Below are 13,392 nucleotides of genomic sequence, written 5' to 3'. Positions count from 1 at the left end.
CCCCAGAGCCGGTGGGGTGGCCATGACGTACGCCGAAGCCCTCCACGTCAGCTCCGGCGGCGGGCAGCCGGGTCGGCGGAAGCGACGTGCCGGGCAACCGCGTCGGCTCCGGGGCGGGCGTACCGCTCCAGGGAGCGGAAAGAAGCGTGGCGGGAGCGGGCCAGCAGCATCGGAGTGGAGGTTCCGCCCTCCGCGTCGTGCGCGAGCGCGGAGGGCCGCAGCCGGTGCAGGGTCCAGCCGGACTGGTCCTCGATGTCCTCGGGTGAGGCGAGCGGGTTGGCCGGGAGCCGGGTGTTCTCCTCAAAGATCTCCTCGGCCCGGCGGTAGGAGAGCCTGGTCCGGCCGGTCTCCGGGCACACGTCGAGCGTCGGCGTCCCCGCCGGGGCCTTGCGGCCGGTGAGGAACAGCGGGCCACGGGTGCGGCGAGCAATCAGCCGGGGCAGGAGCTGGCGGTGCCGGACTGCCAATGGATCCACTCGATCGCCCCGCCCCTGGCGGTGATCTTGCCGCGCTTGTCCTGCGGGGACAGGTCCTCGACGTTCAGGCACAGGACCTCATCGGCCCGGGCGGCGGACTCGTACAGCATCTTCCAGAAGGTCTTCTCCCGCAGGGAGACGTCCAGCCGCAACAGGGTTGCGATCTGGTTCTCGGCGAGGGCCTTGGTGCGGTCCGGCGGCGCCGGCCGCCGCTCGATGCCGATCGTCGGATCGCCCTCGATCCAGCCCTGCCGCTGCCACCAACTCCTACCGCTCCGCGAAGCGGGGTCAATCCCGGAACGGGATGGGAGGCAGCTCCCACTCGTTGCCCGTCGGTGACTCATCGCGCCACTGCTGGACCCGCTGGAAGGACATCCGCAGGATCTGGCCGGCGTCCCGCTGGCTGAAGTGCTCCAGCAACGTTCTCACGGTCAGTGCCATCGCCGTCGCGCGGGCCTCCGCTGCGGCTTCTGCGGAACGCTGTGCCGCGTTGAGCGTTCGTAGGGCCTCCCACACCTCCGCGGGCAGCCCCTGCAGGAGGAGCCGGACGGTGAAGGCGCCCGGCTCACAGTCGTGTGCCTCCGCGATCTGCTGACGCACCTCCCGCTCGGCAGCGGTCAGTGATTTCGCCTGGATCTGCATGCCTTGCAGGTCCGGCACCTCCAAGAACCAGCGGTCCGCGCGGCGCCGGGCGGCCACCTGGTAGGTAACAGGATTCTCGGCCGCGAGCTGCGCCAGCAGCCGCTTGCGTGCCATGCCGTTGCTGACCCGGGTGCCGTGCCGGTTCCGAAGGCTGCCCACGGCGTTGTGGCGTGGGCGCTCAGCGAGGATCGCCGCGAGTTCCGCCTCCTCCGCCATCTCACGGGTGTCGAACCATTCGACGTCCCTCGTATGGACCTGCGGCCACCACGTATCGCGCTTGTCCCGGGCATGCTGAGCCCAACGGCTGCGCGGGTCGCCGGCTATGCCCACGTACAGCAGGGTGTCCTCGGCGTCATACAAGCGGTACAGCGCGGTGCGGCCCGGGGCGCCGGGGGCATCGGAGAGTTTCACGGCCGTTTCCCTACCATGCGGCACTGACAGGGGACGATTGGCGCCCACTCGAGGGCAGCCCCGATGCCCGGGCAGACTCACAGGAGTTCGGCGTACGCCCCGCCGTTGAGGATCCCGAACTCGATCCGGCACGGGAACATGGACGGATGACCGGCCTGCCGGTGGGCGAGGTGCATCGCCACCACCGTCCTCACCCACTCCCGCAGTGCCTCCGGGAGCCGGTAGACCTTCTCGTCGGTGCACCGTACGTACGCCGGCTCCGTCCCGGCGAACAGCCCGACCCCGTCGACGCTAGCACGTAAGGCTTGGTGCGGGCCTCCTCCAGCGTCTCCAGATGCTCCCGCACATCGACCGCCCAGCGCCGGGTGTGATCGATGAAGAACTCCAGCCTGCTGACGGGGTGCCAGATCCGCTCGAGCATCGCGCGGTCCCTCTCAGGCTGTACGGATGGTCCCCACGGCCGGGTTCGGCGGGGTGGGCTGTGTGGTGGCGGGGTTACTTGGTGTCCTGGTTGAACTTGGCGGTGGCCCAGCGGTAGCCGAGGGCGGCGAGGCCGAGGCTCCAGGCGAGGGCGATCCACCCGTTGTTGCCGATGTGGGTGCCCAGGAGGAGTCCGCGGAGGGTTTCGATGGTGGGGGTGAAGGGCTGGTAGTGGGCGATGGGCTGGAACCAGCCGGGCATGGTGTGCAGGGGGACGAAGGCGCTGGAGAGCAGGGGCAGCAGGATCAGGGGCATGGCGTTGTTGCTGGCGGCTTCGGCGTTGGGGCTGACCAGGCCCATGCCGACCGCGATCCAGGTGAGCGCCAGGGCGAACAGGACGATGAGTCCGAAGGCGGCGAGCCAGTCCAGGACGCCGGCGCCGCTGGAGCGGAAGCCGATGGCGACGCCGACGGCGCCGACCAGGACCACGCTCAGGACGGACTGCAGGACGCTGCCGATGACGTGGCCGATGAGGATGGAGCCGCGGTGGATGGCCATGGTGCGGAAGCGGGCGATGATGCCTTCGCTCATGTCGGTGGAGACCGACACGGCGGTGCCGATGGTGGTGGAGCCGACGGTCATCAGCAGGATGCCGGGGACGATGTAGGCGATGTAGGCGTCGCGGCCCGCGCCGCCGCTCATGGCGTTGCCGAAGATGTAGACGAACAGCAGCAGCAGCATGACCGGGGTGAGCAGCAGGTTCAGGGTGAGGGACGGGTAGCGCCGGGCGTGCAGGAGGTTGCGGCGCAGCATCGTGTTCGTGTCGCGCACGGCGAGGGACAGGGAGCTCATCGGGCAGCCTCCTTCGGCTGGTTCGGCTGGGTCGGCACGTCGTCACCGGTGAGGGCGAAGAAGACGTCGTCGAGGTCGGGGGTGTGCACGGTCAGCTCGTCCGCCTCGATCCCGGCCGAGTCCAGCCAGTCCAGGACGGCGCGCAGTTCGCGCTGGGTGCCGTCGCTGGGGATCTGCACCGCCAGCGCCTCGTCGTCGCGGGTGGCCCCGCGCAGCGTGGATGCGGCGCTCTGGTAGGCGGTCGGGTCGGTGAAGCGGAGCCGGATGTGTCCGCCCGGGACCAGCCGCTTGAGCTCGTCCGCGGTGCCCTCGGCGGCGATCTTGCCGTTGTTCAGGACGGCGATGCGGTCGGCCAGTTGGTCGGCTTCCTCGAGGTACTGGGTGGTGAGGAAGACGGTGACGCCGCCGGTGACGAGTTCGCGGATGATGCCCCACATCGTGTGCCGGGAGCGGGGGTCCAGGCCGGTGGTCGGCTCGTCCAGGAAGATGATGCGGGGGCTGCCGACCAGGGTCATGGCGATGTCCAGACGGCGCTTCATGCCGCCGGAGTAGGTGGAGGCGGGCTTCTTCGCCGCCTCCACCAGGTCGAAGCGCTCCAGCAGTTCGGCCGTGACCCGTCGGCCCTCCGCCTTGGGCAGGTGGTGCAGGTCCGCCATGAGGAGCATGTTCTCCTCACCGGTGATCAGGCCGTCCACGGCGGAGAACTGCCCGGTCACCCCGATCGCGGCCCGCACCGCCTGCGCGTCGGTGGCGAGGTCGTGGCCCGCGACTCGGGCCTGCCCGCCGTCGGCGGAGATCAGGGTGGACAGGATCTGCACCGTGGTGGTCTTGCCGGCCCCGTTCGGACCCAGCAGGGAGAACACCGAACCGGCCGGAACCACCAGGTCGATGCCGTCGAGCACGACCTTGTCGCCGTAGGACTTGCGCAGCCCGGCGGCGGAGATGGCGGCGGGCGGCGTGTGGCCGTCGGCCCGACTGGGCGTGGGCATGACAGATGAAGGCATGGGGCCCTCCTGTTCGAAGGCTGAAGTGGAAGTGAAGTGCGTACGGGGATGGAGGCGTACGGGGCCGGGGTTCAGGCCTTGGCGCGGCGGATGTCGATGTTGCCGTGGCGGGTGCGGGCGCGGACCTCGACGGTGTCCTCGGACTTCTCCGGGCTGTCGGAGGTGGTGAGGGTGTTGCGTACCTGGCCGGAGCCCGAGCTGACGTCGAGCCAGGCGGCCGTGCCCTGGCGGACGCCGACCTCGATGGCGCCGTAGGCGGTCTCCAACTGGACCTTGCCACGGGCCACTTCGGCGACGCGCAGGGTGCCGTGGGCGGTGGTGGCGGTCACCGAGTCCTCGGCACGCTCGATGCTGATGTCGCCGTTGGCGCCGCTGACCCGCAGCTCGCCGGTGACGGCGCCGACGGTCGTGGTGCCGTGGGAGTTCTTCAGCACGGCGGGGCCGTCCACGAGGCCGACGCGCAGGCTGCCGGAGCTGGTGGTGATCTCGGCCGGGCCTTCGGCGCGGTCCACGGTGATCGAGCCGTGCGACGCGGTCAGGTGCAGCGGACCGGTCGCGTCGAAGCGCACATCACCCGACGAGGTCTTCACCCGGACCTCGCCGAGCCGGCCCTCGCCGAGCACCTGGGTCCAGGCACCGGTCATGTCGATGCGCGAGCCGGCGGGCAGGTCGACCGTCACATCGACGACGCCGGTGCGGCCGAACAGGCTGGACTTGGGCGTCCTGACGGTGAGAACACCGCCCGTGCAGGTGACCTCGGTCTGCTCGGCCGTGCGCACGTCCAGGTTCTTCTTCGGGTCACGGGGGCGTACCTCGACGACCGTGTCGGTCCGCTCGGCCGCGGTGAACTGGATGGAACCGGCTTCCACTCGCGCGGTGACCGAGATCGCTCCAGGAGTGTCGAAAGAAGGCATGGCTGTCCCGTCCTCATGAGTCTTCAGGGCGTCCCCGCTGGTGGGACGTGGTGTGGGCGAAGTGGCGCGGGCTCGGGCGCGCGGCTAGCGCACCCAGCCCGTGTAGCTCTGTCCGACGGCCTGGGCCCTCTCCGGGGTGCGCGGACGGGCGCCGCCCTCGACCGCGGCCGACACGGCCCGCACCAGCCAGGCGTTGACCGACAGGCCCTCACGGCTCGCGGCCTGCTCGGCGCGAGCCTTGAGATGCGCGGGCAGACGCAGATTGACGCGGGCGGTGCCGCCCTCGTCGCCCTCGGCCGGGACCGGGGCCGGGAACGGCTCGGCGGGCGCGGCCGGTTCCGCGATGGCGCCGCCGTCGGTGGGCGGCGGTGTCACCACGAAGTCGGGCTCCAGCCCGCGCAGCCGCACGTCGACCGAGCCGGGCGCGAGCTCGCGGGTGATCTCGTCCATCGCCGCGGAGAGCACGTTGAGCAGGGTCAGCCGGGTCGCCGACTCCAGAGGAGCGGTGAGTCGCTCGGCCAGCTCGCGGGCGTCTTCCCCGCCGGCCTCGGCGGCCACCGCGAGTTCGCGGCGGAGAGTGTCGACATACGGCGTGAGGTCCATGACGTCATCATGGCAGCATCATGGCGCCATATGCAAGTCTTCATGGCGCCGCGCGGCGGCGTTCCCGCGAGTCGGCCGCTCTACCTGCGGAAACACCGAGATGACGACCTCGGTCCCGGCGGTGGCAAGCGCGCTGGCGGAGCTTTGCGAGCGCCGAGTGGCACCATATGGCACCAGATAACGCCAAGCGGCGCCACCCGGCGCCATGGGGTGTCGCGCCGGGCCCGCAGATCACTGGGGCTGGTTCCCGTGCTTGCGGGAGGGCTGCGCCACGTACTTGGTGCGCAGCACGGCGAGCGCGTCGATCAGCCTGATCCGGGTCTCGGCGGGGTCGATGACGTCGTCGACCAGGCCGCGTTCGGCGGCGTAGTACGGGTGCATGAGCTGGTCCCGGTACTCCTTGATGTGCTGCTCGCGGGCGGACTCGGGATCGGCCGCGGCCGCGATCTCGCGCCGGAAGACGACGTTCGCGGCACCCTCCGCCCCCATCACCGCGATCTCGTTGCCGGGCCAGGCCAGCGACACGTCGGAGCCGATGGACCGCGAGTCCATGACGATGTACGCGCCGCCGTAGGCCTTGCGCAGGATCAGCTGGACGCGGGGAACCGTCGCGTTGCAGTAGGCGTAGAGGAGTTTCGCGCCGTGCCGGATGATGCCGCCGTGCTCCTGGTCCACGCCGGGCAGGAATCCCGGCACGTCCACCAGCGTCACGAGTGGGATGTTGAAGGAGTCGCACATCTGCACGAAGCGGGCCGCCTTCTCACTGCCCTTGATGTCGAGGACGCCGGCGAGCGCGGCGGGCTGGTTGGCGACGATGCCGACGACATGGCCGTCCAGCCGGGCCAGGGCGCACACCACGTTGGGGGCCCATGCCTCGTGCACCTCGAAGAAGTCCCCGGCGTCGACGAGTTCCTCGATGACCTCGCGCACGTCGTACGCGCGCTTCTCGTCGGCCGGCACCAGGTCGAGCAGGGCCGGGGTGAGCCGGTCGGGCCGGTCGGCGCAGGGTTCCGGCGGCGGCATCTCACGGTTGTTGGCGGGCAGGAAGGACAGCAGGTAGCGGACGTCGGCGAGGCAGCTCTCCTCGTCGTCGTAGGCGAAGTGGGCGACTCCGGAGACGGTGGTGTGGGCGTCGGCGCCGCCCAGCTCGTCGGGGCCGATCCGCTCTCCGGTGACGGCCTGCACCACGTCCGGACCCGTGATGAACATCTGCGAGGTGCCGCGCACCATGAACACGAAGTCGGTCAGCGCCGGGGAGTAGGCCGCCCCGCCCGCGCAGGGGCCCATCATGACGCTGATCTGCGGGATGACCCCGGAGTTGCGGACGTTGCGCTGGAAGATCCCGCCGTACCCGGCGAGCGCGGTCACGCCCTCCTGGATGCGCGCCCCGGCGCCGTCGCACAGGCCCACGAGCGGGGCCCCGGCCGTGGCGGCCATGTCCATGATCTTGTGGATCTTCTCGGCGTGCGCCTCGCCGAGGGAGCCGCCGAAGATCCTGAAGTCATGGGCGTACGCGAAGACGGTACGCCCGAACACCCGGCCCCAGCCGGTGACCACGCCGTCGGTCCAGGGGCGCCTGTCCTCCAGGCCGAAGCCGCTCGCCCGGTGCCTGCGCAACCCCTCGACCTCGGTGAACCGGCCGTCGTCGAAGAGGAGCTGGAGCCGCTCCCGGGCGGTGAGCTTGCCCTTGGCGTGCTGCGCCTCGGTGGCCTTGTCGCTGGGCCCTCGGCGCATGGCGTCACGTATGGCCTCGAGTTCGGCGACCGTTCCGCGCTGCTGCCCGACCGGCATGTCGTCCAGGGCGGTCATGGGTTTCCCCTCTCCGGCCGTCGTGATGGAACCGTCCGGCGTGATGAGCCGTCCGGCGTGATGAACCGTCCGGCGTGATGAACCGACGGCCAGCCTCCGCCATGCCACTCGAAGGCGGTTGGAGCGCTGGACGACGACGGCTCCGGCCGCACCGGCTCTCCACCGCCGCCCGAGCATCCGTCGAGCGCGCGCGGGGATGCTCTCGAGTCGTGAGCTCCGGTGCGACGGCCATGAGCCCTCGCGGAGCCCCGAACCGCCCGCTGGCGCCCCCACCATCCCCCGAGGGGCACCGGCGGGCCATTGCGTGCCCGCGGCCGGCTCGCCGGCCGTGGCCTGCCTCGGCGCGCCGACGGCGGGCGTGGGGTCCGCCCGTAAGCCGGTCCCGCCGGCGGGACAAGGCGAGTCGGACAGGGGCGGCTGCCGTGCGGACCGAGTTGTCTTGAACGGCTGATCCACGTGCCGGAACGTGGAGTTGGTGCAACGACGTCAGAGGCTCAGTGGAACGAAGGGGAACGACGTGGGAGACACCCGCATGGACACGGACGTGGTGATCGCGGGCGCCGGGCCCACGGGCCTGATGCTCGCCTGCGAACTGCGCCTGGCCGGCGTCGACGTGACCGTGGTCGAGAAGCTCGCCGAGCGGTCGGGCGAGTCCCGCGCCGGCGGGATCCACTCCCGCACCCTGGAGGTCCTGGACCAGCGCGGCATCCTGGACCGCTTCCTCGCCGAGGGCGAACTGCAGCCGGTGGGCCACTTCTCCGGCCTCTACCTCGACTTCGACGAGTCCGAGTCCCGGCACCCCTACCCGCTGATGATCCTGCAGTCCGCCATCGAGCGGCTGCTGGAGGAGTGGGCCGCCGAGCTCGGCGTAGGGGTACGACGCTCGTCCGAGGTGCGCGGGGTCCACCAGGACGAGGGCGGGGTGACCGTCGAGCTGGACACGGGCGGGACCGCACCCGCGACGCTGCGTGCCCGCTACCTCGTCGGCTGCGACGGCGGACGCAGCACCGTCCGCAAACTGGCGGGCATCGACTTCCCCGGCACCGAAGCGACCATGACCGCCCTCATCGGCGACGTCGAACTCCCCGGCCTGCCCGAGGACTACGTCTGGGTACGGCGCACCCCCCACGGCGACTACTCGGCCATCGCCTTCGAACCCGGCTGGCACCGGGTCATCACCTCCGAGTACGACCACGTCGTGGACCGCGACGAACCCGTCACCTTCGAACGGCTGAAGGAGTCCCTCACCAAGGTCGCCGGCACGGACTTCGGCATCCGCAACCCCCGCTGGATCTCCCGCTTCAACGACGCCGCGCGCCAGGCCGCCCAGTACCGGGCGGGCCGGATCCTCCTCGCCGGCGACGCCGCGCACATCCACTTCCCCGCCGGCGGTCAGGGCCTGAACATGGGCATCCAGGACGCGGTCAACCTCGGCTGGAAGCTCGCCGGCGTGATCCGCGGCCAGGCGCCCGAGAGTCTGCTGGACACGTACCACACCGAACGCCACCCCGTCGCCGAACGCGTCCTGCACAACACGCGCGCCCAGTCCGCGCTGGTCCGGCCGGGCCCCCAGACCGACGCGCTGCGCGAGGTCTTCGGTTCACTGATGGTCTTCGACGAGGTCAACCAGTACCTGCGCCACCTGCTCAACGCCCTCGACATCCGCTACCCGCTCGACGGCGACCACCCGCTGGTGGGCCGCCGCGTCCCCGACGCCGACCTCGACGCGCCGGACGGCGCCGGCCGTGTCCACGAGCTGCTGCACGCCGGCCGGCCCGTCCTGCTCGACCTGTGCGGCAGCGCCGAGGTGGCGGCCGCCGCCAAGGGCTGGGCCGACCGTGTGGACCTGGTCGAGGCGCGCGGCGAGGACGACCACTGGACGGTCCCCGCCATCGGCGACATCCCCGCCCCCGGCGCCCTGCTCATCCGCCCCGACGGCCACGTCGCCTGGGCCACCGACGACACCACCCCCCACACCCCCTCACTCATCACCGCGCTCACCACCTGGTTCGGCCCCGCCCTCCAGGGCTGAGACACGCCCCAGACGAACGGACGACCGGTCCCCTCACGAGCGGGGGCCGGTCGTCCGGCACCGACGAAGGGACACACCGACAGTGAACAGCACGTGGTTCCGACGCTTCACCACGGCTTCGGGGGACGGGCCGCGGCTCGTGTGCTTCCCGCACGCGGGGGGCTCCGCGACGGCGTTCAAGGACCTGGCGCACCGGCTGCCCGCCAACTTCGACGTGGTGTGCGTGCAGTACCCGGGGCGCCAGGACCGCTACGCCGAAGAGCCGTTCACGGCCCTGGCCCCGCTCGTCGAGGCGGTGGCCGAGGAGCTGACCCGCGAACTGGCCGCGGACCCGGGACGGCCGTACGCCCTGTTCGGCCACAGCATGGGCGCGCTCGTCGCGTTCGAGACGGCACGGCTGCTCGCCCGGGGCGAACTGCCCGGCCCCGAGCGGCTGTTCCTCTCCGGGCGGGGCGGCCCGGAGACCGACTCGGTCGCCTACGCCCTCTTCGACGACGCCGATGTGCTGGCCGACGTGCGCAGGCTGGGCGGCACCGACCAGGCCATGCTCGAGGACCCCGACCTCCTGGAGCTGGTGCTGCCGGCGCTGCGGGCCGACTACAAGGCCCTCGGCACGTACGGCTGGCGCGGGGGTGAGCCGCTCGCCGTCGCGGTGACCGCCCTGACCGGGGACAGCGACCCGATGACGACGGTCGAGGATGCCCACACCTGGCGGGCGTACACCACCGGCGACTTCGAGGTGAAGGTGTTCTCCGGCGGCCACTTCTACCTCTTCGACCACCTCGACGGGGTCGCCGCGGCCGTCACCGAGGGGCTGCTCACCCAGGCCGCCGTCTCCTGACCGGACTCCTGCGGCGAGGGGGCCCGGCCGACCGTTCCTGGTCGGCCGGGCCCCTCGTTTGCGTCCCTCAGGCGTACGTGTAGAAGCCGCGGCCGGACTTCCTTCCCAGCAGGCCGCCCTCGACCATGCGCAGCAGCAGCGGCGGGGGCGCGTACAGCGGCTCCTTGAACTCCTCGTACATCGCCTGCGCGATGGCCACGGTCGTGTCCAGGCCGATGAGGTCGGCGAGCCGCAGCGGGCCCATCGGGTGCGAACAGCCCTGCTCCATGCCCTGGTCGACGACCTCGGCCGGCGCCAGGCCCGACTCGACCATCCGGACGGCGGACAGCAGATACGGGAACAGCAGCGCGTTGACGAGGAAACCGGCCCGGTCCGGCGAGGCGATCGGCTTCTTGCCGAGAACGTCGCGGACGAAGACCAGGGCCCGCTCGCTCACCGTCTCGTCCGTCAGCACCGAGGCGACGATCTCGACGAGCGGCAGCGCCGGCACCGGGTTGAAGAAGTGCATGCCGAGCACCTGGCCCGGGCGGCGGGTCGCGGCGGCGAGCCGTACGACCGGGATCGAGGACGTGTTGGTCGCGAGGATCGCGTCCGGGTCCTCGACGATCTTGTCGAGGGTGGCGAACAGGTCCACCTTGAGCCGCTCGTCCTCCTTGACCGCCTCGATCACCAGCCGGCGGTCCGCCAGCTCGGCGAGGTCACGGGTGTACGACACCCGGCCCAGCGCCGCGTCGCGCTCCTCGGCGGTCAGCTTGCCCTTGGCCACGCCCCGGTCGAGGGACGCGGCGAGCCGCTGGGGCGCCGTCACCAGCGAGGACTCGGAGAACACCGCGACCGTGACGTCCAGCCCGGCCTTCGCGCACAGTTCCGCGATGCCGGTGCCCATGATGCCGCTGCCGACGACACCCACCCGGTCGATGCCCGCACCGGCTTCGTGCGTGGACGTGGTCATGCGTGGGCCCCCCAGGTCAGAAGTGATGCTCCGATCGACATGCCGCCGCCGAACCCGGCGAGCAGCACCAGGTCGCCCGGCGACAGCGCGCCCGTGCGGTGGGCCTCGTCGAGTGCGACCGGCACCGAGGCGCTGCCGACGTTGCCGTACCTGATCAGGGTGCGGTGCGTCCGCGCGGCGCCCAGCCCGGTGCGCTCGACGACCTCGCCGAGCATCACGCCGTTGGCCTGGTGCGGTATGAAGTGGTCGACCGCGCCGATGTCCACGCCGGCCCTGCGGGCCAGCGCGAGCAGCGCCGGCGGCACGTGCTCGGCGACGAAGTCCCGTACGCCGCGGCCGTCCATCCTGAAGAAGTGGCCGCCCTCGGCGAGGGTCGCCGCCGACGCCGGCCTGCGGCTGCCGCCGGCCTCGACCCGGATCAGGTGGTGCGCGTCGCCGCGGCTGGCCAGGTCGGTCGCGATGATCCCGTACGGCTCCGGCACCGCGCCGACGACCGCGGCCCCGGCGCCGTCGGCGAACAGGACCGCGGTCCTGCGGTCGGTGAAGTCCAGGATCCGCGAGTACACGTCCGCGCCGATCACCAGCACCCGGGCCTGCGGGCGCACGGTCACCAGGCTGTGGGCCAGCGCCAGCGCGTAGACGAAGCCGCTGCACACGACGTTGACGTCGAAGCAGGCCGCGCCGTAGGCGCCCAGGCCGTGCTGCACCAGGTACGAGGTGGGCGGCTGCGGGAAGTCCCCGGTGGAGGTGGAGACGATGATGTAGTCGATCCGGTCGGCGGTCAGCTCCGCCTGGGCGAGTGCGCGTTCGGCGGCCTTCACCGCCAGGTCGGACGTCGCCTCGTGGTCGGCCGCGTAGCGCCGCGACCGGATCTGTGTCTTGCGTTCGATCCACTCGGCGGTGACGCCGACGCGCTCGGCGACCTCCTCGTTGCCCACCTCGTGCTTGGGCAGGTAGGAGCCGGTGGAGAGGATGCCGATCCCCATGTCATGACCCCTCTGCGGAATCGGCCGTACCGGCCCCGCGCAGGGGGTTGAGCCGCGCGGCCCCGATCCTCTCCCGCAGTGCGGGGTCGGTGACGCCGAGTCCCTCCTCGGGCGCGAGGCAGAGCACGCCGACCTTTCCGGTGTGCCTGTTCGTCTGCACCAGGCGTGCGGCCTCGCCGACCTCCTTCAGCGGGAAGACCTCGGAGAGGATGGGGGAGAGGTGTCCGAGCTGGAACAGCCGGTTGCACTCCGCCTGCTCCTGGAGGTTGGCGGCGTGGCTGCCCACGATGCGCTTGAGGTTCATCCAGAGGTAGCGGTTGTCGAAGTGGTGGTCGTAGCCCGTGCTGGATCCGCAGGTGACGACCGTGCCGCCCTTGCGCACGACGAACACCGAGATCCCGAACGTCGCCCGCCCGACGTAGTCGAACACGACATGCGGGTCCTCGCCGACCTGCCGCCGGATCTCCCGGCCGAGCCGCTTGCCCAGTTCGATCGTCCGCTCCGGGGTGAGCGCTTCGTCCCCGCCCATGCCGATCTCAGCCCGGTTGATCACGACATCGCAGCCGAGCCGGCGCAGCACCTCGGCCTTGCGCTCGGAGCTGACCACGCCGACGGCGATGCCGCCCGCGTTCTTCACCATCTGCACCGCGAACGCGCCGAGTCCGCCCGTCGCACCCCAGACGAGCACGATGTCGCCCTGCTTGATCCGCGCGCCGTTGTCGCCGACCAGCATCCGGTACGAGGTCGCCGCGGTCAGCAGGACACCCGCCGACTCCTCCCAGGTCAGATGCGCCGGTTTGGGCAGCAGCTGGCTGGCGCGCACCACCGTGTAGTGGGCGAGTCCGCCGAAGTTCGTCTCGTAGCCCCAGATCCGCTGCCCGGAGCCGAGCATCGCGTCGGCGTGCGTCGCGGGTTCCTGGTCGTCGACCTGGACACAGCTGACGACCACGTGGTCGCCCGCCTTCCAGTGCCGTACCCCGGCCCCGACCCGTACGACGACGCCGGCCGCGTCCGACCCCACCACCTGGTGCGGCAGGTCGTGCCGGGCGGCGTACCCGCCCTGGCGGGCATAGCGCTTGAGGAACTCGAACGTGGGCACCGGCTCGAACGTCGCCGACCACACGGTGTTGTAGTTGATGGAGCTCGCCATGACGGCGACGACCACCTCGTCGGGCGCGATGTCCGGCATCGGAACCGGCCCGACGTGCAGCGACTTGCGGACGTCCTTGTCCTCCACGCCGTCGAACATGCCGAGGTCGGAGGCCAGCAGGTGCGCGGCCTCGTACTCCGAGGGAAGTTCGTGTCGCCCGATCTCTTCCGGGCCGGCCCCGGACAGCAGGGCTTCCGTCAAGGAATCCATGACTCCCTTTCTCCTTTGCAGTGCCACCGGAAAGAAGCGAAAACCGCTGCTGACTGGGACCAGAGACCCAAGCCCCTCGGCCTGGGGGGT

The 13,392-nt window shown here is 71.3% G+C and carries 13 protein-coding genes; 2 read left to right on the top strand and 11 right to left on the bottom strand.

Translation table 11 applies throughout. The features are described from left to right. Nucleotides 1-47 precede the first annotated feature (47 nt). The 8 genes from ABB07_RS39955 to ABB07_RS39920 form a co-directional block, all read right to left on the bottom strand. Nucleotides 48-467, bottom strand: coding sequence for a site-specific integrase (locus ABB07_RS39955; protein ID WP_244189851.1), 420 nt, complete (start codon nucleotides 465-467; stop codon nucleotides 48-50). Then, nucleotides 431-628 (bottom strand): site-specific integrase, encoded by a 198-nt coding sequence (locus ABB07_RS39950; RefSeq protein WP_208903948.1) that lies wholly within the window; start codon nucleotides 626-628, stop codon nucleotides 431-433. The genes ABB07_RS39955 and ABB07_RS39950 overlap by 37 nt, the downstream gene beginning before the upstream one ends. 136 nt (nucleotides 629-764) lie before the next feature. Continuing rightward, entirely contained in the window at nucleotides 765-1,529 is a 765-nt protein-coding gene (locus ABB07_RS39945) for a GIY-YIG nuclease family protein (protein ID WP_208903947.1), read from the bottom strand. 495 nt (nucleotides 1,530-2,024) lie between these two features. After that, entirely contained in the window at nucleotides 2,025-2,801 is a 777-nt protein-coding gene (locus ABB07_RS39940; RefSeq protein WP_208903910.1) for an ABC transporter permease, read from the bottom strand. Then, entirely contained in the window at nucleotides 2,798-3,805 is a 1,008-nt protein-coding gene (locus ABB07_RS39935) for an ATP-binding cassette domain-containing protein (protein WP_208903946.1), read from the bottom strand. Before ABB07_RS39935 ends, ABB07_RS39940 begins: the two co-directional genes overlap by 4 nt. A gap of 71 nt (nucleotides 3,806-3,876) precedes the next feature. Next, nucleotides 3,877-4,719 carry a DUF4097 family beta strand repeat-containing protein gene (locus tag ABB07_RS39930; RefSeq protein WP_208903945.1) on the bottom strand — a complete coding sequence of 281 codons (843 nt, stop codon included), beginning with the start codon at nucleotides 4,717-4,719 and terminating at the stop codon, nucleotides 3,877-3,879. Between the two features lie 84 nt (nucleotides 4,720-4,803). After that, nucleotides 4,804-5,322 carry a hypothetical protein gene (locus ABB07_RS39925; protein ID WP_208903944.1) on the bottom strand — a complete coding sequence of 173 codons (519 nt, stop codon included), beginning with the start codon at nucleotides 5,320-5,322 and terminating at the stop codon, nucleotides 4,804-4,806. Nucleotides 5,323-5,553: 231 nt separating this feature from the next. Then, on the bottom strand, nucleotides 5,554-7,131 hold the full coding sequence (locus ABB07_RS39920) for an acyl-CoA carboxylase subunit beta (protein WP_208903943.1): 1,578 nt from the start codon (nucleotides 7,129-7,131) through the stop codon (nucleotides 5,554-5,556). Nucleotides 7,132-7,663: 532 nt separating this feature from the next. Between ABB07_RS39920 and ABB07_RS39915 the strand changes: the two genes are divergently transcribed. Both ABB07_RS39915 and ABB07_RS39910 read left to right on the top strand, forming a co-directional pair. Then, a complete protein-coding gene (locus tag ABB07_RS39915) occupies nucleotides 7,664-9,163 on the top strand; it encodes an FAD-dependent monooxygenase (protein ID WP_208903997.1) in 1,500 nt (499 codons plus the stop codon). An 82-nt stretch (nucleotides 9,164-9,245) separates the two neighbouring features. Next, on the top strand, nucleotides 9,246-10,004 hold the full coding sequence (locus tag ABB07_RS39910; RefSeq protein WP_208903942.1) for a thioesterase II family protein: 759 nt from the start codon (nucleotides 9,246-9,248) through the stop codon (nucleotides 10,002-10,004). 67 nt (nucleotides 10,005-10,071) lie between these two features. Here ABB07_RS39910 and ABB07_RS39905 read toward each other — a convergent pair whose 3' ends face one another. The 3 genes from ABB07_RS39905 to ccrA are packed head-to-tail and all read right to left on the bottom strand — an operon-like array spanning nucleotide 10,072 to nucleotide 13,302. After that, nucleotides 10,072-10,956: a 3-hydroxybutyryl-CoA dehydrogenase gene (locus ABB07_RS39905; protein WP_208903941.1), complete on the bottom strand. Its 885-nt coding sequence runs from the start codon at nucleotides 10,954-10,956 to the stop codon at nucleotides 10,072-10,074. Beyond that, the gene (locus tag ABB07_RS39900) at nucleotides 10,953-11,942 is read right to left on the bottom strand and encodes a 3-oxoacyl-ACP synthase III family protein (RefSeq protein WP_208903940.1); all 990 of its coding nucleotides are present in this window, start codon (nucleotides 11,940-11,942) and stop codon (nucleotides 10,953-10,955) included. Before ABB07_RS39900 ends, ABB07_RS39905 begins: the two co-directional genes overlap by 4 nt. Nucleotide 11,943: 1 nt before the next feature. Beyond that, on the bottom strand, nucleotides 11,944-13,302 hold the full coding sequence (gene ccrA / locus ABB07_RS39895) for a crotonyl-CoA carboxylase/reductase (RefSeq protein ID WP_208903939.1): 1,359 nt from the start codon (nucleotides 13,300-13,302) through the stop codon (nucleotides 11,944-11,946). Nucleotides 13,303-13,392: the final 90 nt, after the last annotated feature.

The sequence above is a fragment of the Streptomyces incarnatus genome (genome assembly GCF_001027185.1).
Classification (GTDB): Bacteria; Actinomycetota; Actinomycetes; order Streptomycetales; family Streptomycetaceae; genus Streptomyces; species Streptomyces puniciscabiei.
This window is presented reverse-complemented; position numbering and strand designations above follow the sequence as displayed.